Source organism: Stenotrophomonas sp. Sm2128 (assembly GCF_030985535.1).
Lineage (GTDB): Bacteria > Pseudomonadota > Gammaproteobacteria > Xanthomonadales > Xanthomonadaceae > Stenotrophomonas > Stenotrophomonas maltophilia.
On the sequence record NZ_JAPTFQ010000021.1, the window covers coordinates 1 to 20845 of the forward strand.

Annotated in this window: 16 protein-coding genes and 1 pseudogene; 11 read left to right on the forward strand and 6 right to left on the reverse strand. The window is 66.7% G+C overall.

Annotation, left to right across the window (positions count from 1 at the left end):
- Nucleotides 1-460 precede the first annotated feature (460 nt).
- The 6 genes and pseudogenes from O0K41_RS08300 to O0K41_RS08325 all read left to right on the forward strand — a co-directional run.
- Nucleotides 461-2800 (forward strand): annotated as a pseudogene (locus O0K41_RS08300) (GH92 family glycosyl hydrolase); the annotation flags it as partial.
- A 96-nt stretch (nt 2801-2896) separates the two neighbouring features.
- Complete coding sequence (locus O0K41_RS08305; protein ID WP_005413180.1) at nt 2897-3946, forward strand: LacI family DNA-binding transcriptional regulator; 1050 nt, start codon at nt 2897-2899, stop codon at nt 3944-3946.
- Nucleotides 3947-4006: 60 nt separating this feature from the next.
- Entirely contained in the window at nt 4007-5320 is a 1314-nt protein-coding gene (gene fucP / locus O0K41_RS08310; RefSeq protein ID WP_005409446.1) for an L-fucose:H+ symporter permease, read from the forward strand.
- A gap of 7 nt (nt 5321-5327) precedes the next feature.
- Nucleotides 5328-6323: a carbohydrate kinase gene (locus tag O0K41_RS08315; RefSeq protein ID WP_149500989.1), complete on the forward strand. Its 996-nt coding sequence runs from the start codon at nt 5328-5330 to the stop codon at nt 6321-6323.
- On the forward strand, nt 6320-7546 hold the full coding sequence (locus O0K41_RS08320) for an AGE family epimerase/isomerase (protein ID WP_099527190.1): 1227 nt from the start codon (nt 6320-6322) through the stop codon (nt 7544-7546). The genes O0K41_RS08315 and O0K41_RS08320 overlap by 4 nt, the downstream gene beginning before the upstream one ends.
- 91 nt (nt 7547-7637) lie before the next feature.
- Nucleotides 7638-10256: a glycoside hydrolase family 2 protein gene (locus O0K41_RS08325; RefSeq protein WP_164222527.1), complete on the forward strand. Its 2619-nt coding sequence runs from the start codon at nt 7638-7640 to the stop codon at nt 10254-10256.
- A 128-nt stretch (nt 10257-10384) separates the two neighbouring features.
- Here O0K41_RS08325 and mtnC read toward each other — a convergent pair whose 3' ends face one another.
- From mtnC to O0K41_RS08340, 3 genes are all read right to left on the reverse strand, one after another.
- The gene (gene mtnC, locus O0K41_RS08330; RefSeq protein ID WP_033833463.1) at nt 10385-11080 is read right to left on the reverse strand and encodes an acireductone synthase; all 696 of its coding nucleotides are present in this window, start codon (nt 11078-11080) and stop codon (nt 10385-10387) included.
- A 3-nt stretch (nt 11081-11083) separates the two neighbouring features.
- Nucleotides 11084-11641 (reverse strand): acireductone dioxygenase, encoded by a 558-nt coding sequence (locus O0K41_RS08335; RefSeq protein ID WP_005409451.1) that lies wholly within the window; start codon nt 11639-11641, stop codon nt 11084-11086.
- A 92-nt stretch (nt 11642-11733) separates the two neighbouring features.
- Nucleotides 11734-12375, reverse strand: coding sequence for a methylthioribulose 1-phosphate dehydratase (locus tag O0K41_RS08340; protein WP_088435781.1), 642 nt, complete (start codon nt 12373-12375; stop codon nt 11734-11736).
- A gap of 252 nt (nt 12376-12627) precedes the next feature.
- On the opposite strand from O0K41_RS08340, the gene O0K41_RS08345 reads away from it, so the two are divergent.
- Together O0K41_RS08345 and O0K41_RS08350 are read left to right on the forward strand one after the other, a co-directional pair.
- Nucleotides 12628-13002: a hypothetical protein gene (locus tag O0K41_RS08345; protein ID WP_032957971.1), complete on the forward strand. Its 375-nt coding sequence runs from the start codon at nt 12628-12630 to the stop codon at nt 13000-13002.
- Nucleotides 13003-13221: 219 nt separating this feature from the next.
- Nucleotides 13222-13581 carry a hypothetical protein gene (locus O0K41_RS08350; protein ID WP_164222552.1) on the forward strand — a complete coding sequence of 120 codons (360 nt, stop codon included), beginning with the start codon at nt 13222-13224 and terminating at the stop codon, nt 13579-13581.
- Nucleotides 13582-13848: 267 nt separating this feature from the next.
- Here O0K41_RS08350 and O0K41_RS08355 read toward each other — a convergent pair whose 3' ends face one another.
- Both O0K41_RS08355 and O0K41_RS08360 read right to left on the reverse strand, forming a co-directional pair.
- The gene (locus tag O0K41_RS08355) at nt 13849-15276 is read right to left on the reverse strand and encodes an amino acid permease (protein ID WP_164222530.1); all 1428 of its coding nucleotides are present in this window, start codon (nt 15274-15276) and stop codon (nt 13849-13851) included.
- Nucleotides 15277-15358: 82 nt separating this feature from the next.
- Nucleotides 15359-16834 carry an amino acid permease gene (locus O0K41_RS08360; protein ID WP_005409456.1) on the reverse strand — a complete coding sequence of 492 codons (1476 nt, stop codon included), beginning with the start codon at nt 16832-16834 and terminating at the stop codon, nt 15359-15361.
- A 133-nt stretch (nt 16835-16967) separates the two neighbouring features.
- Between O0K41_RS08360 and O0K41_RS08365 the strand changes: the two genes are divergently transcribed.
- Entirely contained in the window at nt 16968-17582 is a 615-nt protein-coding gene (locus O0K41_RS08365; protein ID WP_123958521.1) for an NUDIX hydrolase, read from the forward strand.
- A 79-nt stretch (nt 17583-17661) separates the two neighbouring features.
- On the opposite strand, the gene serA is transcribed toward O0K41_RS08365, so the two are convergent.
- Nucleotides 17662-18903, reverse strand: a complete 1242-nt coding sequence (gene serA / locus O0K41_RS08370) for a phosphoglycerate dehydrogenase (RefSeq protein WP_005409458.1) — start codon at nt 18901-18903, stop codon at nt 17662-17664.
- A 169-nt stretch (nt 18904-19072) separates the two neighbouring features.
- Between serA and O0K41_RS08375 the strand changes: the two genes are divergently transcribed.
- Nucleotides 19073-20461, forward strand: coding sequence for an FAD-binding oxidoreductase (locus tag O0K41_RS08375; protein WP_049448942.1), 1389 nt, complete (start codon nt 19073-19075; stop codon nt 20459-20461).
- Nucleotides 20462-20523: 62 nt separating this feature from the next.
- A complete protein-coding gene (locus tag O0K41_RS08380) occupies nt 20524-20823 on the forward strand; it encodes a DUF2388 domain-containing protein (RefSeq protein WP_005409460.1) in 300 nt (99 codons plus the stop codon).
- Nucleotides 20824-20845: the final 22 nt, after the last annotated feature.

Genomic DNA, 20845 nt, shown 5'->3' on the forward strand with positions numbered 1-20845 from the left:
CGGCATGGATGCCGCGGCCAAGCCCCCAGGGACGGGTTTACGGCGTCCCCCGCAACCGGACCCACCCCGCCATCCCACGGATAGTCGGCTTTTGCTGTTGCTTCGGCTTCGGCAGGTGCAGGGCGCAGCCCTGCCGAACACCCCCTCTCATGCTGCGCCGCAGAATGCATTCGGCTGAAGCCGCATGCTCTACTTGAATCGATCTAAATCCACGGTCTGGTGGGTCGGGCGTCATTCCAGGGGGAGCTCTCTGCCGGTCACGGCGGGACTCAGCGGAACGGTGCCGAACGATCCCGGCCGTCTGCCTCCGCGTCATCGACTACAGGAACCCGACATGCGTCCAGTGCCGTCCGCTCCCGCCGTCCCATTGTCCTCCCGCCCGCTGGCGCGCTTGGCCTGTCTGCTGGCATTTTCGGCCATGCCGATGCTGCTGCAGGCCGCACCGGCGGCGCTGGAGCGCGAGGTCAACACCTTCATCGGCAGCAAGGACGACGGCAATACCTTCCCCGGCGCATCGGCACCGTTCGGCCTGATCCAGGTCAGCCCGATCGGCAGCCACTATTCGGGCTGGCGCTACGACGACGAGAAGATCCGCGGTTTCGGTCACTCCTTCATCTCCGGCGCCGGTTGCTGGGAGCAGGGCGGGCAGGTGTCGATCCTGCCGGTCACCGGCAGCATCGGTCCGGGCGGCGATTTCGATACTGCTGACGCCAAGAACTTCAACCACAAGACCTATGCCGCTTCGTACACGCATGACGGCGAGATCGGCCAGGCCGGCTATTACAAGGTGCGCCTGACCAGCTACGGCGGCATCGACGCCGAGGCCACCGCGCGTACGCGTGCCGCGGCCGAGCGCTACACCTTCAGCCAGCGCCAGGGCGAGGGCCACGTGCTGGTCAACGTCGGCCAGGCCAACGAACGCCACTCGGTGATCGGCAGCGTGGTCGATGTGGTCGGCGACCGCGTGGTCGAGGGCAAGCTGGTCACCAAGAGTTTCTGCGGCGGCCATCAGTACACCACCTGGTTCCGCATCGAGTTCGACCGCCCGTTCAAGGCGCATGGCACCTGGGGCGAGGGCGGCGGCCTGCCGGGCGCGCGTCACAGCATGGAAGGCGAACAGAAGCCGAACGGTGCCTGGCTCAGCTTCGACCTGGCCAAGGGCCAGTCGGTAACGGCGATCAGCGCGATATCGCACGTGGATGCCGAGGGCGCGCGCATCAACCTGCGCGCGGAAGGCATGCAGGGCGGCGCGCTGCTCGGTTTCGATCGGATGCGGGCGCTGTCCCAGCAGTCGTGGCGCGAGCAGCTGGGCCGGGTGCGCGTGCAGGGCGGCACCGCCGACGACCGCGCTGTGTTCTACAGCGCGGTCTACCACGCGCTGCTGCAGCCGATGACCGGCAACGACGCCGACGGCCGCTACCGCGGCTATGACGATGGCATCCACCGTGCCGATGGCTGGACCTACTACGAGTACTTCTCGCTGTGGGATACCTACCGCGCGCAGAACCAGTGGCTGGCACTGACCCGCCCGGACGTGGCGCGCGACATCGGCCGTACCCTGCTGGCGATCGACGAGCAGGGCGGCTGGCTGCCGCGCTGGGGCTATGCCAACTTCGAGACCAACATCATGACCGGCGATCCGGTCACCCCGTTCATGGTCGACCTGTGGCGCTTCGGTGCGCTCAAGGGCCGTGAATCGCAGGCCTGGGATGCGCTGCGCCGCAATGCCTTCGGCACGCCGCCGCTGAACTCACGCATGGCCGGCCGTTCCGGCAACCCGACCTACCTGGAAAAGGGCTACGTGGTCTACGACCGCGCGTTCCCGTCCAAGGGCATGGACGTCGATCCGCACCACGGCGGTTCGGCAACGCTGGAATACGCACTGGCCGACTGTGCGCTTTCGCAGATGGCCGATGGCCTCGGCCATGCGCAGGACGCGGCGACGCTGCGTGAGCGCGGCCGCAACTGGCGCAAGGTGTGGGACCCGCAGGTGCGCGACGCCGAGACCGGCTTCACCGGTTTCCCGCGCCCGCGCACCGAGGATGGCCAGTGGTACACCCCGGCCGATGGCCACTACAGCCCGCGTTCGCACCACGGTTTCCATGAAGGCACGGCGTGGCAGTACCAGTGGCTGGCGCAGCAGGACGTGCCGGGGCTGGTCGAAGCGATGCAGGGCCGCGAACAGGCCGGCCGCCGCCTCGACGCATTCTTCGCGATGGACGCGCTGCAGGCCGATCCGCTCAACGCCGCCCGCAAGGAGTGGGTGGTCGGGCCGTACAGCTACTACAACCAGTTCCGCTACAACCCGAACAACGAGCCGGACCTGCACTCGCCGTGGCTGTACACGCTGATCGGCCAGCCGTGGAAGACCGCGGCCGTGGTGCGTGCCGCGCAGCAGTTGTTCACCAACGCGCCCAATGGCGTGACCGGCAATGACGACCTCGGCACGATGTCGGCCTGGTACCTGTTCAGTGCCATCGGCGTGTACCCGGCGGTGCCGGGCAGCGGCCAGTTCCTGCTGCACACCCCGCGCTTCAGCAAGGTGGAACTGGACATGGGCAATGGCCGGACGCTGCGCATCGACGCGCCGGGTGCCGATGGCCGCCGCCTGCAGTACGTTCAGGGCGTGCAGGTCGATGGCCAGGCGCATGCGCCGGTCTGGCTGGACTGGAACCAGCTGCAGCAGGGCCCGCGCCTGCAGTTCGCGCTTGACGCGAAGGCGCCGGAGCAGGGCTGGGGTACGGCGGTGAAGGACCTGCCGGTGTCCTGGTGCGCGGCACCGGGCAGCCAGCTGCGCTGAGCCGGACTGTGCCGTTCGCGGTGACCCAGCGAACGGCACGGCACGACACGGCCCTGATCCATTAGGCTTGAGCCTCCAGCGGAGTCCGGGAAGACGATGAACGACAACGGCAGCAGTCCCAGCAAGCGCGCCGGCAAGGCAGTGACGGTGACCGACATCGCGCGTGCCATCGGCGTGTCACGGGCGACCGTGTCGCTGGTGTTGCGCGGCAGCCCGCTGGTCAACGTCGATACCCGTGCCAAGGTCGAGGCCGAGCTGCGCCGGCAGCGCTATGTCTACAACCGCGCTGCCGCCAACCTGCGCCGGCGTACCTCGTCGAGCATCGCGCTGGTGATCAACGATCTTTCCAACCCGTTCTTCGCCGAATTCGCGTCCGGCGTGGACGAGGCGCTGGGCGGACGCGGTTACGTGACCCTGCTCGGCAGCACTGGCGAATCGCCGGAGCGCCAGCAGGCCGTGCTGTCCACGTTGATGGAGCACACCCCCGCCGGCCTGATCCTGTCGCCGGCCGAGGGCAGCGATACCGTGCAGTTGCGACAGGCACTGGGTGCCAATGCCAACGTGCTGCTGTTCAACCGCGAGCTGGAAGGGGCCGACTGGGATTTCCTGACCCTGGACAACCAGCACGGCGCCTATCTGGCCACGCGCCACCTGATCGAGCGCGGACATCGCCAGATCGCCTTCTTCGGCGGCCACGCCGCATCGAGCTCGTGCCACCAGCGCCGTGCCGGTTTCCAGCAGGCGCTGGCCGAGGCCGGTCTGTCGCTGCCGCCGGGCTGGATGATCGAGTCGGCACCGAACCGCCTGGAAGCCGCAGCGCGCACCGATGAGCTGTTTGCCGATGGCCATCGGCCGAGTGCGGCGGTCTGCTACAACGACACCGTCGCGCTGGGCCTGATGCTGGGCTTGAATTCACGGGGCATCCGTCCGGGAGGTGACTTTGCCGTTACCGGCTTCGACGATATTTCCGAGGCTGCGGTGGCGGTGCCGCCGTTGACCACGCTCACCGCCGATCCGCGCGAGCGGGGCCGGCAAGCTGCGGCGCTGCTGCTGCAACGACTGGACGAACCGGACGCGCCGCCACGGCGCACGGTCGCGCCGGTGCAGTTGCGCATCCGCGAAAGCAGTGCCGCACGACCGAACTGATTTATTCCATACACCCCTTCCACGCAACAACGACCTTCCGCGCATCGAGGCGCGTACCGCATGCCGATCTCCGCAACGCCCCGTCCAACGGGATCTTCGGGCAACGCACCTGCCGTCACCAACGGCAAGGCGCTGGCCGTGGTCACCACGATCTTCTTCATGTGGGGCTTCCTGACCTGCCTCAATGACATCCTGATCCCGCACCTGAAGGCGGTGTTCGAGCTGAACTACGCCAAGGCGATGCTGGTGCAGTTCACCTTCTTCGGCACCTATTTCCTGATGTCGCTGCCGGCGGGTCGGCTGGTGGCGGCGCTGGGCTACAAGAAGGGCATCGTGGCCGGCCTGGTGATTGCCGGTATCGGTGCGCTGGGCTTCTGGCCGGCGGCCGAGCTGCGCGTGTATGGCGCCTTCCTGGGCGCACTGTTCGTTCTGGCCACCGGCATCACCGTGCTGCAGGTTGCTGCGAACCCCTACGTCGCGCTGCTGGGCCCGGAGCAGACCAGCTCCAGTCGCCTGACCCTGGCGCAGGCACTGAACTCGCTGGGCACGGCCATCGCCCCGATCTTCGGCGGCATGCTGATCCTGTCCAACACGGTGAAGAGTGCCGATGACATCGCGGCACTGCCGGCCGCCGAACAGCTGGCCTACCGTGCCGCCGAGGCGCAGGCCGTGCAGGGCCCGTACGTGGGGCTGGCCGTTGCGCTGGTGCTGCTGGCGCTGTTCGTATACCTGTTCCGCCTGCCGGCACTGAGCGACGCCACCGAGCAGGCCGACCAGGGCCACCACCACAGCTACCTGGATGCGCTGCGCAAGCGCCACCTGCTGCTGGGTGTGCTGGGCATCTTCTTCTACGTCGGTGCCGAAGTTTCGATCGGCAGCTTCCTGGTCAACTACCTGTCGATGCCCAACATCGGCGGCTTCAGCGAGCAGGAAGCCACGCATTACGTGTCGGCCTACTGGACGATGGCGATGATCGGCCGCTTCGCCGGCTCGGCGCTGCTGGCGCGCTTCTCGCCCAGCCGCCTGCTGGCGATCTTCGCGCTGGTCAACGTGGGGCTGCTGGTCACGACCATGCTGACCTCCGGCAACATCGCGCTGTACTCGGTGGTGGCGATCGGCCTGTTCAATTCGATCATGTTCCCGACCATCTTCGCGCTGAGCATCGAGCGCCTGGGCCCGCTGACCAACAAGGGTTCCAGCCTGCTGATCATGGCCATCGTCGGCGGTGCGGTGGTGCCGTACCTGCAGGGCGTGCTGGCCGACCACATCGGTGTGCAGGCCAGCTTCATCCTGCCGCTGCTGTGCTACGGCTACATCATTTTCTACGGACTGGTCGGCGCACGTACGCCGGCTTCCGCAACGCAGGGAGGCTGAGTCCGGAATGGGTTCCATCGTTTGCTTCGGCGAAATTTTGATCGATCTACTGGCGCAGCCGCCGGCCTCGGCCGATACGCCGCGGGCGTTCCTGCAGTACGCCGGCGGTGCGCCGGCCAACGTTGCCGTGGCCGCTGCGCGGCTGGGCGCGAAGACCCAGTTCGTCGGCATGCTCGGCCGTGACATGTTCGGTGACTTCCTGGCCGACAGCCTGGTCGAGCACGGCGTGGGCACGGATTACATCGTGCGTACCGATGCGGCGAAGACCGCGCTGGCCTTCGTCGCCCTCGACGCCAGTGGCGAGCGCAGCTTCAGCTTCTACCGCCCGCCGGCCGCCGACCTGCTGTTCCGTGACAGCGATTTCCAGGCCGCCTGCTTCGACAGCGCGCAGTGCTTCCACGTCTGCTCCAACAGCCTGACCGAGCCGGGCATCGCCGAGGCGACCTTTGCCGGCATGGACCGTGCACGTGCGGCCGGAGCGGTGGTCAGCCTCGATCTGAACCTGCGTCCCGCGCTGTGGCCGGCGAACGAGGATCCGACGCCGCGCCTGTGGCAGGCGCTGGAACGCGCCGATCTGGTGAAGCTGTCGCGCGAGGAGCTGGACTATCTGGCCGCGCCGCTGGGCAGTGACGGCGAGGCGACGGTGCTGCGGCGCCTGCTGGCCGCGCAGGCGCGCTGGGTGATCGTCACCGACGGTGCGGCCACACTGCACTGGTACACCCGCGACAACCACGGCACGGTCACCAGTTTCCGCGTGGCCACGGTCGACACCACGGCGGCGGGCGATGCCTTCGTCGGTGGCGTGCTGGTCGGCCTGCTGGAGCGCGGTGGGGCGGGCGCTGGTTTCGCTGCGTTCTGCCAGGACCCGGCGGCGATCACCGCCACGCTGCGTTTCGGCGCCGCCGTGGGGGCGCTGGCTGTTACCCGCAAGGGCGCGTTCGCCGCAATGCCCTCGCTCGATGAAGTGCAGCAGCTGCTGCAGGCACAGGACATTACCGCATGAGCACCTCGCCCGATTTCCGTTCGCCCGCGTTCCTGCGCGCGCACATCGCCGATACCATGGCGTTCTACCATCCGCGCTGCATCGATCCGGACGGCGGCTTCTTCCACTACTTCCGGGATGACGGCAGCGTCTACGATGCCAGCCACCGGCACCTGGTGAGCAGCACGCGCTTCGTCTTCAACTACGCGATGGCCTACCGCGAATTCGGCAATGCTGAGTACCGCGAGGCGGTCGAGCACGGCGTGCGCTACCTGCGGGACGTGCACCGCAACCCGGCCACCGGTGGCTACGCCTGGACCCTGCGTGATGGCAAGGTCGAGGACGACATGAACCACTGCTACGGCGTGGCGTTCGTGCTGCTGGCCTACAGTTGCGCGCTGAAGGCCGGTATCGAACAGGCGCGTGTGTGGATGGACGAAACCTGGAAGCTGCTGGAAGCGCGCTTCTGGGAGCCACAGCACGGCCTGTACAAGGACGAGGCCGATGGCCAGTGGAACTTCACCGGCTATCGCGGCCAGAACGCCAACATGCACATGTGCGAGGCGATGCTGGCGGCGTTCGAGGCCAGTGGCGAGCAGCGCTATGTCCAGCGTGCGCTGCAGCTGGCCGACAACATGACCCGCCGCCAGGCGGCCAAGGCCGGCGGGCTGGTCTGGGAGCACTACGATGAGAACTGGGAGATCGACTGGGACTACAACCTGGACGACCCCAAGCACCTGTTCCGCCCATGGGGCTTCCAGCCCGGCCACCAGACCGAATGGGCCAAGCTGTTGCTGATCCTCGATCGCCACGTGCAGGCCGACTGGCTGGTGCCGACCGCGCAGCACCTGTTCGATGTGGCCGTGGCGCGCAGCTGGGACGAAGCGCGCGGTGGTTTGTACTACGGTTTCGCACCGGAAACGCGCCGACAGCCGGGCATGGACGGTGCGCCGATCGGTGGCGACAGCTTCGTCTGCGACGACGACAAGTATTTCTGGGTGCAGGCCGAAACGCTGGCCACCGCCGCACTGATGGCCAAGCGCACCGGTGATGACCGCTACTGGCAGTGGTACGAGCGCATCTGGGCGTACTCGTGGGAGCATTTCGTCGACCACCAGTACGGTGCCTGGTTCCGCATCCTTGATGCGGACAACCGCAAGTACAGCGACGAGAAGAGCCCGGCCGGCAAGGTGGATTACCACACCATGGGCGCGTGCTACGAAGTGTTGAACGTGGTGCGCTGAAGATCGTTTGGATGCAGTAATGCCAGGCCATGCCTGGCAATCCGGAATCGGTAGCGCCGGGCGACGCCCGGCGGAAAAACAGGAGCTCCGCGTGCATCGTCTTTCCCTCGTTGTCCGTCTGCTCCTGCTGCTGATCGCAGCCTCCGCCTTCCCGGCAACTGCAGCCCCGCTGCAGGCACAGTGGGAATTCCGCATGCTGCCCGGTGATGCGCAGGGTGCCGCCCACCCGGGCCTGCAGCAATGGCGTGCGGCGAAGGTGCCGGGCAGCGTGCACACCGACCTGCTCGCCCACGCGCTGATCCGCGATCCGTACGTCGGTGCGCCTGAGGCCGAGCTGCAATGGATCGGGCTGGCTGCCTGGGAGTACCGCGCTCGCTTCGACGTGGATGCGGCGACGCTGGCCAAGCCCAATGCCGAGCTGCGCTTCGACGGGCTGGATACCTATGCCGAAGTCAGCCTCAACGGCAGGCCGCTGCTGAGCGCGGACAACGCGCACCGCACCTGGCGTGCGCGCGTGGACGGGCGCCTGCGCGCGAATGGCAATGAACTGCAGATCGTGTTCCGTTCACCAATCCGCACGCTGTTGCCGGATGTGCAGGCGATGCCGCACAAGATCGCCGGCAACTATCCTTCGCCCTATGGCGATGAGCCCAAGGACGCGATGGTCGGCAACTTCGCGCGCAAGCCGGCCTATCACTTCGGCTGGGACTGGGGCCCGCGCTATGTCACCGCCGGCGTGTGGCGCGGGGTCGACCTGCAGGCCTGGGATGCGCACCGCCTGACCGATCTTGCCGTGCGTACCGATGCATTGAGCGCGGAGCAGGCGAAGCTGGCCGTGCTGCTGGAGATGGAGCAGGGCGCGGCGGCCGGTTCTGCGGTGGTGAATGTCGATGTGCGCGATCCGCAGGGTCGCATCGTGGCCCAGGTGCAGCGCACGGTGCTGCTGAAGCCCGGCCAGAACGCCGTCGAAGTACCGGTCGAACTGGTCAAGCCGCAGCGCTGGTGGCCGGTCGGCCACGGTGCACAGGACCGCTACACCGTGCAGGCCCGCCTGGACGGTGGCGCCGATGCAGCGCTGGTGCGCGAGCAGCGCATCGGCCTGCGCACGGTTGAACTGCGCCGCGAGCAAGACGGCAAGGGCGGGCAGGGCTTCGCTTTCGTCATCAACGGCGTGGAGATCTTCGCAAAGGGCGCCAACGTCATTCCGTTCGATGCCTTCCCCGCACGGGTCGACGCCGCGCGCCTGCGCCAGGTGCTGACCGCCGCACGCGACGCCAACATGAACATGCTGCGCAACTGGGGGGGCGGCTACTACGAGGACGATGCCTTCTTCGACATCGCCGACGAACTGGGCCTGCTGGTCTGGCAGGACTTCATGTTCGGTGGTGGCATGCAGCCGGGCTACGATCCGGCCTTCCGTGCCAGCGTGGTGGCCGAGGCACGCGACAATGTGCGCCGGCTGCGCCATCACCCCAGCATCGTGCTGTGGTGTGGCAACAACGAGGAAGAAACCGCCTGGAAGGACTGGGGCCACGGCCGCGACCTGAAGGCGGCCGACCCGGCGTTTGCAGCGAAGGTCTGGCAGGGCTATGTCGACCTGTTCGGCAATGACCTGCGCCGGGTGGTGGGTGAGGAGGGACTGGGCGTGCCGTACTGGTCCAGTTCGCCGAGCAACGATCTTGACGAAAAAGCTAACGACTCGACCCGTGGCGACAAGCACTACTGGCAGGTCTGGGGCAATCCGGCGCTGCCGGTGCAGGCTTACCTGCGCGAGACGCCGCGCTTCATGTCCGAGTACGGCCTGCAGGCATGGCCGTCGGTGGCCACCGTGGACCAGATCGCCACCCGCGCCGAGCAGCGCATCGACAGCCCGGTGATCCGCGCGCACCAGAAATTCATGGCCGGCGAGGGCAACAGCCGCCTGCTGCACTACATCGAACTGGGCTACGGCACGCCGAAGGACTTCGAGGACTTCGTCTACCTCAGCCAGGTGATGCAGGCCGATGGCATCGCGCTGGCCGCGCTGCACCATCGCGCCTCGCGGCCGTACACGATGGGCTCGCTGTACTGGCAGCTCAACGACGTCTGGCCGGGTGCTTCATGGTCCAGCGTGGACTACTTCGGTCGCTGGAAGGCGCTGCACTACGCCGCGCGGCGCTTCTTCGCGCCGGTCACGCTGGCGGCATTGCGTGATGAGGGCAGTACGCGGGTGCGCCTGATCAATGATGGCGCTGCCGCAGACGCACGTTGGCGGCTGCGGGTGATGGATGTGGATGGCAAGGTGCTGCGTCGTCGCGAGGACGCGGTGGCGTTGACGGCGGCGGGCGTCACCTCGATTGGTGATTTCCGCGATGCCGAGCTGCTGGCCGGTGCCGATCCGAAGCGCACGGTGGCCGTGTTCGAGCTGCTGCAGAACGGGGCGGTCAGTGCCCGCCAGGTCGTCGGATTCGTCGAAGCAAAAGACCAGGTGTTGCCGCGGCAGAAGCTGAAGGCCACCCTGTCCATCGAAGGCGACCACTATCGACTGCGGCTGGACAGCGCAGCTTACGTGCGCGCGACGTGGATCGATTTCGGTGCGCTGGATGTGCAGGTCGAAGACAACCTGCTGGATCTGCTGCCGGGCGAGACCCGGGACATTGCGGTGCGCGGCCCGGTGGACCTGACGACCCTGCGCGAAGCAATGAAGCTGAAGACCCTCAACGATCGTTGAGGGCGGCGTATCCCGCATTGGCAGGTGCCAACCTTGGTTGGCACACACCGAACATGCCAACCAAGGTTGGCATCCACCAGACGCGGAGACGGGTAGGTGCGGACCGTTGGTCCGCACACCTCTCTTCTTTACAGCTGGATCTGCTGGAAGTTCTCGACCCGCTCGTGGCCATTGGCGGCCTGGCCGATGCGCGGCATCGGGTAATCATCCAGGCGATCGATCAGGCGGGTCTGCAGGCCGGCTTCGCGGGCGGCGTCCAATTCCTCCACCACATCGGACAGGAACAGGATCTCGCCGGCCGGCACGCCGATCGCCTGCACGATGCGGCGGTAGCTGTCGGCCTCGCGCTTGCCGCCGATCTCGGTATCGAACCAGCCCGACACCAGCGGGCTGAGGTCACCGGCATCGCTGAAACCGAAGAACAGCTTCTGCGCCGGCACCGAGCCGGAGGAGTACACGTACAGCGGCAGGCCGGCAGCGTGCCAGCCCTTCAGCACCGGCGCCACTTCCGGGTAGAAGTGCGCGGTGTAGTCGCCGCGGCGGTAGCCTTCATCCCAGATCAGGCCCTGCAGCGCCTTCAGCGCGGTGTGCTTGCGGTCCTGGTCGATCCAGCCCTGCAGCGTCTCGGCGACCAGGCTGTCCTGGCAGGCGCCACCGATCTCGGTAGCCACTGCGTCCAGCCAGCGGCGGACCTCCGGCTGCTGGCCATGTTCGGCAACGAACGCCGGCAAGGCCTTGCGGGCATAGGGGAACAGCACGTTCTTGACGAACGAGATGCTGCTGGTGGTGCCTTCGATGTCGGTCAGGATGACGCGGGGCTGCATGGATCAGGACGCCTGGGTGGGTACGTAACGGGGGAACTTCTGCGCGATGTCGGTGCCGGTGAAATGACCCACCCAGCCGTCCGGCTCGGTGAAGAAGCGGATCGCCACGAAGCTCGGTTCATCGCCCATGTCGAACCAGTGGGTGGTGCCATCGGGCACGGCGATCAGGTCGTCCTTCACGCACTCGATCTCGTAGACCTTGTCGCCCACGTGCAGGGTGAACAGGCCGGAGCCTGCGACGAAGAAGCGCACCTCGTCTTCCTTGTGGAAGTGCTCGTCGAGGAACTTCTTCCGCAGCTCGGCGCGGTTCGGGTTGTCCGGGGCGATCGAGGCGACGTCCACGCTCTTGAAGCCGCGCTCGGCGACCAGGCGGTCGATGTCCGCACGGTAGGCAGCGAACACTTCCTCCTGGCTGGCGCCCGGCGCGACTGGCGCGGTGGCCTGCCAGCGCTCAAAGGTGACGCCGATCTTCTGCAGTTCGGCAGCGATGACCGCGCCGTCCTGGGTGTCCAGCAGCGGCGATTCGGGGCGGGTGTCGTCGTAGATGCGCAGTCGGCTCATGGCGGCAGCTTGAACGTCTCGGGGGGAAGACAGGGTAGCAGGGTGGGGACGAGGCGCAGATTCCGGATCGGCATCTGCACCTGCGCACGGGTTCAGCCGCGCAGCTTGCGCAGTTCCAGTTCGCAGTGGAACAGGAATTCGAAGGCTTCCAGGTGGCGACGCGCCTCGGCCATGTCACGGCCCCAGGCGTACAGGCCGTGGCCGTCGATCAGGTAGCCCCACAGGTTCTGGCGGTCGAGCAGATCATCGACCTGCTTCGAAAGCACGTTCATGTCCTGGGTGTTGGCGAACACCGGTACGTCGATGGCCATCTCGTGGGTGCTGTTGCCGGCGAAGGCCTTCAGCAGTTCGTAGCCTTCCAGGTGCACATGACCCTGCGGCGCGTACAGGCGCGAGGCAATGGTCTGCACCGGCGAATGGGTGTGCAGTACGCAGCCGATTTCCGGGAAGCGGCGGTACAGCTGGGTGTGCAGCAGGGTTTCGGCGGAGGGGCGCAACGGGCGGCCCACGGCCTGGCCGTCGAAGTCCACCACCATGATGTCGTCCTCGATCAGGCGGCCCTTGTCCTTGCCCGAGACGGTGATCGCGGCGTGGCGGTCGTCCAGGCGGTGGGAGAAGTTGCTGCTGGTGGCCGGGGTCCAGCCGGCCTGGGCCAGTTCGCGGACGTTGTCGATCAGCAGCTGGGCCAGTTCGCCCAGGCGGGCGGTGTCGTAGGGAAAGGTGGTGGTGTCCATGGACGGCATTTTACGTGATCCGGCCCGATGCTGGGCCCGCGCGGGTACCGCCTGCCTGCTGCGTGGGCAACGCGAAGCGGTGTGCTGGCAGGCGGCGCGCAGGGGTTGGATCGAGGCAAGCACAGCGCTGGCTGAATGGGGAGGGCAGCGCTCCCGCTGGAAGCGATTCCGGTCGTGGACAGCCCTCTTGCCGCGAAACATCATCGGATTGCCGCAGAAGTTCCGGCGAGCGCCAAGGAAAGGAGTACTTCGATGATCGCGCGCGCGATGGGGATGATGGGGGCGATTGGCATCATGCTTGCCAGCAGTGGCTGCACGATGGAATGGGTGAAGATGGATGCGGGTGCGCGGTCATTCGGCCCCGCCCATTCGAGTTGCAGGGCGCAGGCCGACGATCACTGGCCGGTCAGGAATGAAGTGGCCACGCGCACCGTCTACGAAGACCGCAAGGTGCCCTGCAGGCTTGATGAAGTCTGCGCCATTGACGGCAAGTACAACATGGTACCCATGCCGAAAGAGGAGAGTTACATCGTGGACGTCAATGCGTCCGACCGCAGCAGCGAGTTCAATGCCTGCATGGCCGGTGCCGGCTGGCAGCAGCAGCTCATCTGGTTCAATCGCCGCTAGGCGGAGCCGGCGCGGCGGACGGCAGCGGCTCGACCGGTTGCTGCTCAACGGACTCGAGGCAACAGTGGCCAGCGGAGAATGACGTGGCTCTGCGAACCGTTCAGGCGCTGAGGCTGGAGACGAGCAGGGGGCAGGACAAGAACACGTACGACGTGGACGGAAAGTACGAGCGCGTGCAGCGACCGGAAATCGAGAAGGATGAGGGAGATGGCTACGTGTATGCGACTGGCCGTTGCTGCGGGGCTTGCGCTGTTGACCGGCGGTTGTGCGACCGAATGGGCCCGCTTCAGTGATCATGCTGATCCGCTGGATGAGTCGCGGTGGCGCTGCAGGGCAGAGGCCAACGAGAAGTGGCCGGAGAAGATGGACGTTGTCGAGCGCACCGAGGAGATCGAGGTGCTGACGGTCTGCAAGGAAGGCGAGACATGCGACGTGGATGGCAAATACAAGAAGATGCTGATGCCAAAGACCGAGCGCTACACCGTGGACGTCAACGCCAAGGAGAATCACGAGCACTTCATGGGCTGCATGGGCGGCGCAGGCTGGATACAGAAGACCATCTGGTTTGGCCGCAGATGATCATCGTCGGGCGCCCTGGTCGCTGGGAATGACCATCATCCACGCATGGCGTGGATCCACCGGATGCGCCGGGAGAGTGTCGAAGGTGGGGAGGGGTGAGGTTGCGGGGGCGTGAGCCGCATGGATGCGGCGACCGAGCTTACAGGGATGTACTTGCAGCGCCCCCCGCAATCTCGCCCCTCCCCGCCAAACCCTCAGACCCGCTGTTGCCGTTGCCGTTGCTCCGGCTTCAAAGGCGGGTGCAGGGCCGCAGGCCCTGCAATCCCTTTACTTCACCCGCAGGCGGCTGTGCCTGAAGCCGTAGCAGAAATAGATCACGAATCCGACGAACGTCCACACCCCCATCAGCATCCAGTTGTGCATCGTCATCGCCGACAGCAGGGCAAGGCAACTCAGCACGCCCAGGCTGCAGATCAGCCACGCCATCGGCATGCGGAACGGGCGCGGCAGGTCCGGCTGGGTACGGCGCAGGATCAGCACGCCGGCGCAGACTGCGGCGAACGCGATCAGCGTGCCCATCGAGGTCAGCTCGCCGAGGATGTCCAGCGGGAACAGCGCCGCCAGCAGCGCGATGCCGATGCCGGTGATCACGGTGTTGATATGCGGAGTGCGGTACTTCGGGTGGATCCTGGTGAACACCGGCGGCAGCAGGCCGTCGCGGCCCATGATCATGAAGATGCGCGGCTGGCCGATGATCATCACCAGCACCACCGAGGACAGGCCGACCAGTGCGCCGACCTCGACCACCCAGCGCAGCCAGCCCAGCTGCGGATGCGCGGCCACGGCAGTCACCACCGGCTCGTCGGTGCCGAGCAGCTGGAACGGCACCAGGCCGGTCATCACCGCAGCCATCGCGATGTACAGCACGGTGCAGATCACCAGCGACAGCATCATGCCGAACGGCATGTCACGCTGCGGATTCTTCGATTCCTGCGCCGCCACCGACACCGCTTCGAAACCGATGTAGGCGAAGAACACCATCGCCGCGCCACGCAGCACGCCTTCCATGCCGTACTTGCCGGGGCCTTCGTTGGCGGGAATGAACGGGGTCCAGTTGCTGGTGTCCACATACTTCCAGCCGACCACGATGACCAGCAGGATCAGGCCGGTCTTCAGCACGACCATTGCCATGTTCATCGCCGAGGACTTGCTGATGCCGACGTAGCACAGCCAGGTCAGCAGCAGTACCAGCGCGGCGGCCGGCAGGTTGGCGATCGCGCCGGTGGGGCGCAGCTGTGCATCGAGCGGGGCGCTGACCAGCGCCGCCGGTAGATGGATGTCGAACTGGCTGAGCAGGCTGAGGAAATAGCCGGTCCAGCTGACTGCGACCGCCGAGGCGGACACGCCGTACTCGAGCACCAGCATCCAGCCGATGAACCAGGCCGAGAGCTCGCCGAAGGTGGCGTAGGTGTAGGTGTAGGCGCTGCCGGAGATCGGCACCATCGAGGCGAATTCGGCATAGGCCAGCGCGCAGAAGGCGCAGCAGATGGCGGCCAGTACGAAGGACAGCATGATGGCCGGGCCGGCGTGGTTGGCGGCGGCTTGGCCCGTGATGACGAAGATGCCGCCGCCGATCACCGCGCCGATACCGAGGGCGGTCAGGCCCCAGGGGCCGAGGTGGCGGCGCAGGCTCAGGCCGTTGGCGTCTTCATGGGCGGCATGCGGGTGCTTGGTGGCCCACAGTTGCTTGAACATGTGTGGTGGTCTTGTCGAAGCGCGCCACGGGCGGCGCGCGGGGAAAACGGACGGGCCGGCGCGAGGCCGGCCCGTAGGCGGATCAGGGCGACTTGGCCAGCTTGCTGTTGCGGATGCCGTAGCCCAGGTAGATCAGCAGGCCGAGCAGGGTCCAGCCAACGAACAGGTGCCAATGCACCACGAACGCCTGCCAGAACAGGAACAGGCAGGTGGCAGCGCCGAGCGGGCAGATGATCCAGACCATCGGCACGCGGAACGGGCGGTGCAGGTCCGGCTTGGTATAGCGCAGCACCAGCACGCCGACGCACACGGTGGCGAAGGCCAGCAGGGTGCCCATCGAGACGAGTTCGCCGAGCACGTTCAGTGGCACCAGGCCGGCCAGCGCGGCGGCGATCACGCCGACCACGATGGTGGCGACGTACGGGGTGCGGAAGCGGGCGTGGACCTTGCCGAAGAACTTCGGCAGCAGGCCGTCGCGGGAGATGGTGTAGGCGATGCGGGTCTGGCCCATCATCATCACCAGCACCACCGAGGACAGGCCGGCGATGGCGCCGATTTCCACGAACGTCTTCAGCCAGGACAGGGTCGGGTAGGGCTCCAGCGCGGTCGCCACCGGCTTGTCGGTGCCGAGCAGGTGGTACGGCATCATGCCGGTCAGCACCGCACAGACGATGATGTAGACGATGGTGCACACCGCCAGCGAGCCGAGCAGGCCGATCGGCATGTTGCGCTGTGGGTCCTTGGTTTCGCCGGCGGCGGTGGAGACCGCGTCGAAGCCGATGTAGGCGAAGAACACGATGGTGGCCGCGCGGAAGATGCCGCTCCAGCCGAACTCACCCGGCACGCCGGTGTTTTCCGGGATGAACGGCTGCCAGTTGGCCGGGTCGATATGGGCCGCGCCGATGCCGATGAACAGGCAGATGACGGTGACCTTGATCGCCACGATGATGGCGTTGACGAAGGCCGACTGGGTCACGCCCACGTACAGCAGGCCGGACACCGCCGCCACGATCAGCACCGCCGGCAGGTTGAACAGCTTGCCGGAGGAGACGAACTCGCTGCCGGTCCAGGCGATGGGCGCGGCGCTGAGCAGGTCCGGGAACGGCATGTGCAGGGTGGTGGTGATGAAGCTGATCAGGTATGCCGACCAGCCCACCGCGACCGAGGCCGAGGCGAACAGGTACTCCAGCACCAGGCACCAGCCGATGAACCAGGCCATGCCTTCGCCCAGGGTGGCGTAGGAGTACGAATAGGCACTGCCGGAGACCGGCATCATCGCCGCGAACTCTGCGTAGCACAGGCCCGCCAGGGCACAGGCGAAACCGGCCAGCACGAACGAAAGCATCACCGCCGGGCCGGCATGGTTGGCCGCGGCCTGGCCGGTCAGCACGAAGATACCAGCGCCGATCACCGCACCCACGCCAAGCAGGATGAGGTGTTTAGCCGTGAGGGTCCGTTTCAACGTGGCTTCGCCGTCCAGGCTGCCTTCGATGGGTTCGCCGGCATCGACGTGCCCGGCCGGTTCAACCGGCTTGACCCTCAACAGAGCTTTCAGCATGCAGTACTTCCTAGTGATCGGATGGGGTGGGCCGCCGATACGTTGCCGGCAACCCTGGAATGGTGAAGGCCGCGCGAACGGCCCGCTGTACCTTAGCCAAAGCTGAAGCCAACGCACAAGCGCAATCGCAACAATGAACGGCGATAATGAGCAGTATTTTTCCAGACCGCCCCCATTCATGCGCCAGACCGCCGAAACCCTTGCCGTGCTTGACGATCGCCTGCGTGGCCTGCTGCGGGACTATGCCCGCCGTGAGCCTGCCCACGACGCACTGGCTGCCGAATTCGGCACATTGCTGGACGATCCGGAAGATTCGTTCCGCCGCGAGCGCCTGGCCGGCCACTTCACCGCCAGCTGCTGGCTGGTCAGTGCCGATGGCCAGCGCCTGCTGCTGACCCACCACCGCAAGCTGCAACGCTGGCTGCAGCTGGGCGGCCACGCCGACGGTGACCGCGACCTGGCCCAGGTGGCACTGAAGGAAGCCGAGGAGGAGTCGGGCCTGAGCGGCCTGGTGCTGGAAGATCCGGCCATCTTCGATCTGGACAAGCACTGGATCCCGGAGCGCAAGGACGTGCCGGGGCACTGGCACTACGACGTGCGTTTCGTGATCCGCGCGCTCGGTGGCGAGGCATTCGTGCCCAGCGAGGAGTCACTTGACCTGGCATGGCGGCCGGTGACCGAAGTCGCGGCCGACCCCGAATCGGATGAATCCATGCAGCGCATGGCGCGCCGGTGGTTGGCACGCTGAGGTAAAAAGGGGACGGAGGGGATTAAGTCGTTTATAGCGCATGTGCCGCAAACGACTTAATCCCCTCCGTCCCCTTTTTTCAATACAGGATGCGCGTCCGCAGCGTGCCCGGAATCGCGGCCAGTTCGTCGCGCACGGCGGCGGCCTGTGCCTCGCTGGCGGTGATGTCGATCACCACGTAGCCCACCTTCGGGTCGGTGCGCAGGAACTGGCCGTCGATGTTGACGTTGTGGCGCGAGAAGATCTCGTTGACCTTGGACAGCACGCCCGGCACGTTCTGGTGGATGTGCAGCAGGCGCAGGCTGTCTTCGTGTTCGGGCAGGGTCACTTCCGGGAAGTTGACCGCCGACAGGGTGCTGCCGTTGTCGCTGTAGCGCACCAGCTTGGCCGCCACCTCCACGCCGATGTTGTCCTGCGCCTCCAGCGTGCTGCCGCCCACGTGCGGGGTCAGGATCACATTGTCGTGGCGGGTCAGCGGCGATTCGAAGATATCGCCATTGCCCTTCGGCTCGACCGGGAACACGTCCAGCGCGGCACCGCCGACGTGGCCGCTGGCCAGCGCCGCGTCCAGCGCATCGATGTCGACCACGGTGCCGCGCGCGGCGTTGATCAGGTGCGCGCCCTTGCGCATCTTCGCCAGCTCGGTGCTGCCGATCATCCACTGCGTGGCCGGGGTCTCCGGCACGTGCAGGGTGACGATGTCGGCGCGGGCCAGCAGGTCGTCCAGGCTGGCCGCAGCACGCGCATTGCCCAGCGCCAGCTTGGTTTCCACGTCGTGGAAGATCACCTGCATGCCCAGCGATTCGGCCAGCACGCCGACCTGGGTGCCGATGTGGCCATAGCCGATGATGCCCAGGGTCTTGCCACGCACCTCATGGCTGCCGCTGGCCGACTTCGACCAGCCGCCGCGATGGCACTCGGCATTCTTCTGCGGAATGCCACGGGTGAGCATGATCGCCTCGGCAATCACCAGCTCGGCCACGCTGCGGGTGTTGGAATAGGGCGCGTTGAACACCGGGATGCCGGCCAGCTCGGCCGCGTCCAGGTCGACCTGGTTGGTGCCGATGCAGAAGCAGCCCACCGCGATCAGGCGCTTGGCCTCGGCCAGCACCTCGGCGCTGAGCTGGGTGCGCGAACGGATGCCGACGATGTGCGCCTCGGCGATGCGCGCCTTCAGTTCGTCCTCGGGCAGCGCCTTGGTGTGCGCCTCGATCTGGCTGTAGCCGGCGGCGCTGAACACCTCCACGGCGGTCTGGCTGACCCCCTCCAGCAACAGCACGCGGATATCCTGCTTGGGGAACGAGGTCTTCTTCGGCGACATGGGGCAACACGGCCAGTGGGACAGGGGCTGACCACTATGCCAGATCGAAGCGCCCATGGTGCAGTGCGCAATTGGTTGCATCCGTAGCTATCTGCAATGCTGTGGGGCTGGACGCTGGCGCGTACCGCTGGCACGCTTGCCCGTTCTTCACGCACCGCGCTGGACCGCCATGACCGATTCCCGCATTGCCTCGCTGCAGCACGCCTGTCCCGGCCTGAAGCTGAAGACCGACCCGGCCGACCTGGAGCATTACGGGCGCGACTGGACCCGGCGCTGGACGCCGGCGCCGCTGGCGATCGCACTGCCGGCCACGGTCGAGGAAGTGCAGGCGGTGATGCGCTGGAGCGCAGGCGAGGGCGTGGCCGTGGTGCCGTCCGGTGGCCGTACCGGCCTCTCCGGTGGCGCGGTGGCTGCCAACGGCGAGCTGGTGCTCAGCCTGGAACGGATGAACAAGGCGCTGGCCTACGACGCGGTCGATCGCACCCTGGTGGTGCAGGCCGGCATGCCGCTGGAAGCAGTGCACAACGCCGCGCTGGACCACGGCCTGATCTACCCGGTGGATTTCGCCGCGCGTGGTTCCTGCACGATCGGCGGCAACATCGCCACCAATGCCGGCGGCATCCGCGTGATCCGCTACGGCAACACCCGCGAGTGGATCGCCGGGCTGAAGGTGGTCACCGCCAGCGGCGAACTGCTGGAGCTCAACAAGGGCCTGATCAAGAACTCCAGCGGCTATGACTTCCGCCAGCTTCTGATCGGTTCGGAAGGCACGCTGGGCGTGATCGTCGAAGCGACGGTGAAGCTGACCGATCCGCCGCCGGCCAGCAACGTGATGCTGCTGGCGCTGCCCAGCTTCGAAGTGCTGATGCAGGTATTCGCCGCGTTCCGCGCGCGGCTGCAGCTGCAGGCCTTCGAATTCTTTACCGACCGGGCGCTGGAGCACGTGCTGGCGCACGGTGCGCAGGCGCCGTTCGATGAGGTGCATCCGTACTACGTGGTCACCGAATTCGCAGCCGGCGACGACGCCCAGGAAGCGGCTGCGATGGCGGCCTTCGAGGACTGCATGGGCAACGGCTGGGTCAGCGACGGCGTGATCAGTGCCAGCGATGCCCAGGCCGCCCAGTTGTGGCGCCTGCGCGAAGGCATCACCGAATCGCTGGCGCGCTACAAGCCCTACAAGAACGACGTCTCGGTGCGGATCTCGGCGATGCCGGCGTTCCTGGCCGAGACCCAGGCATTGATCGGGCAGGCCTACCCGCACTTCGATGTGGTGTGGTTCGGTCATATCGGTGACGGCAACCTGCACATCAACGTGCTCAAGCCCGATGACACCAGCGACGCCGATTTCGTGGCGCAGTGCGAGCATGTGACCAAGCTGCTGGCGCAGGTGCTGGCCCGGTTCGATGGCAGCATCTCGGCTGAACACGGCATCGGCCTGGTCAAGAAGGGCTACCTGGACAGCACCCGCGGCCCGGCCGAGATCGCCCTGATGAAGGCGGTCAAACGTGCGTTCGATCCCCAAGCGCGGCTGAATCCCGGCAAGCTGTTCGACGTTTGAGCCGGGCAAATCCTTCACGCACCCGTTACGCTCCACGCATCCTCACAACCGGCTTCGAACCGATGACCCGTCCGCTTCTGCTGCTCGCCCTGCTGTCCCTGCCGCTGGCCGGCTTCGCTTCCAGCTTCGCCGGCACCTCGGCCGGTTCCGCCACCGGTGCATCGTCGGGCTCTTCGGCCAGCAGCTCGGGCGACGACAAGGTGGTGCAGGCCGCACGCGACGATGCCGCCGCGTTCATCGCCAGCGACGGCCAGATCCGTGGCGCCCGCCTGCAGGCCGCGCTGGTCCACCTGCGTGAGCAGAGCGCTGCCGCGCAGCAGCAGAGCGACCTGGAACTGGCCCGCGCGCTGCTGGCGCGTTGATCCTGGCTGCATGACCTCGGCG

Excerpts from the sequence above, each read along its gene's own strand:
- O0K41_RS08305 (WP_005413180.1), top strand. The coding sequence starts at position 2,897 with ATGAACGACAACGGCAGCAGTCCCAGCAAGCGCGCCGGCAAGGCAGTG.
- fucP (WP_005409446.1), top strand. The coding sequence starts at position 4,007 with ATGCCGATCTCCGCAACGCCCCGTCCAACGGGATCTTCGGGCAACGCA.
- O0K41_RS08315 (WP_149500989.1), top strand. The coding sequence starts at position 5,328 with ATGGGTTCCATCGTTTGCTTCGGCGAAATTTTGATCGATCTACTGGCG.
- O0K41_RS08320 (WP_099527190.1), top strand. The coding sequence starts at position 6,320 with ATGAGCACCTCGCCCGATTTCCGTTCGCCCGCGTTCCTGCGCGCGCAC.
- mtnC (WP_033833463.1), bottom strand. The coding sequence starts at position 11,080 with ATGCAGCCCCGCGTCATCCTGACCGACATCGAAGGCACCACCAGCAGC.
- O0K41_RS08335 (WP_005409451.1), bottom strand. The coding sequence starts at position 11,641 with ATGAGCCGACTGCGCATCTACGACGACACCCGCCCCGAATCGCCGCTG.
- O0K41_RS08340 (WP_088435781.1), bottom strand. The coding sequence starts at position 12,375 with ATGGACACCACCACCTTTCCCTACGACACCGCCCGCCTGGGCGAACTG.
- O0K41_RS08345 (WP_032957971.1), top strand. The coding sequence starts at position 12,628 with ATGATCGCGCGCGCGATGGGGATGATGGGGGCGATTGGCATCATGCTT.
- O0K41_RS08350 (WP_164222552.1), top strand. The coding sequence starts at position 13,222 with ATGCGACTGGCCGTTGCTGCGGGGCTTGCGCTGTTGACCGGCGGTTGT.
- O0K41_RS08355 (WP_164222530.1), bottom strand. The coding sequence starts at position 15,276 with ATGTTCAAGCAACTGTGGGCCACCAAGCACCCGCATGCCGCCCATGAA.
- O0K41_RS08360 (WP_005409456.1), bottom strand. The coding sequence starts at position 16,834 with ATGCTGAAAGCTCTGTTGAGGGTCAAGCCGGTTGAACCGGCCGGGCAC.
- O0K41_RS08365 (WP_123958521.1), top strand. The coding sequence starts at position 16,968 with ATGAACGGCGATAATGAGCAGTATTTTTCCAGACCGCCCCCATTCATG.
- serA (WP_005409458.1), bottom strand. The coding sequence starts at position 18,903 with ATGTCGCCGAAGAAGACCTCGTTCCCCAAGCAGGATATCCGCGTGCTG.
- O0K41_RS08375 (WP_049448942.1), top strand. The coding sequence starts at position 19,073 with ATGACCGATTCCCGCATTGCCTCGCTGCAGCACGCCTGTCCCGGCCTG.
- O0K41_RS08380 (WP_005409460.1), top strand. The coding sequence starts at position 20,524 with ATGACCCGTCCGCTTCTGCTGCTCGCCCTGCTGTCCCTGCCGCTGGCC.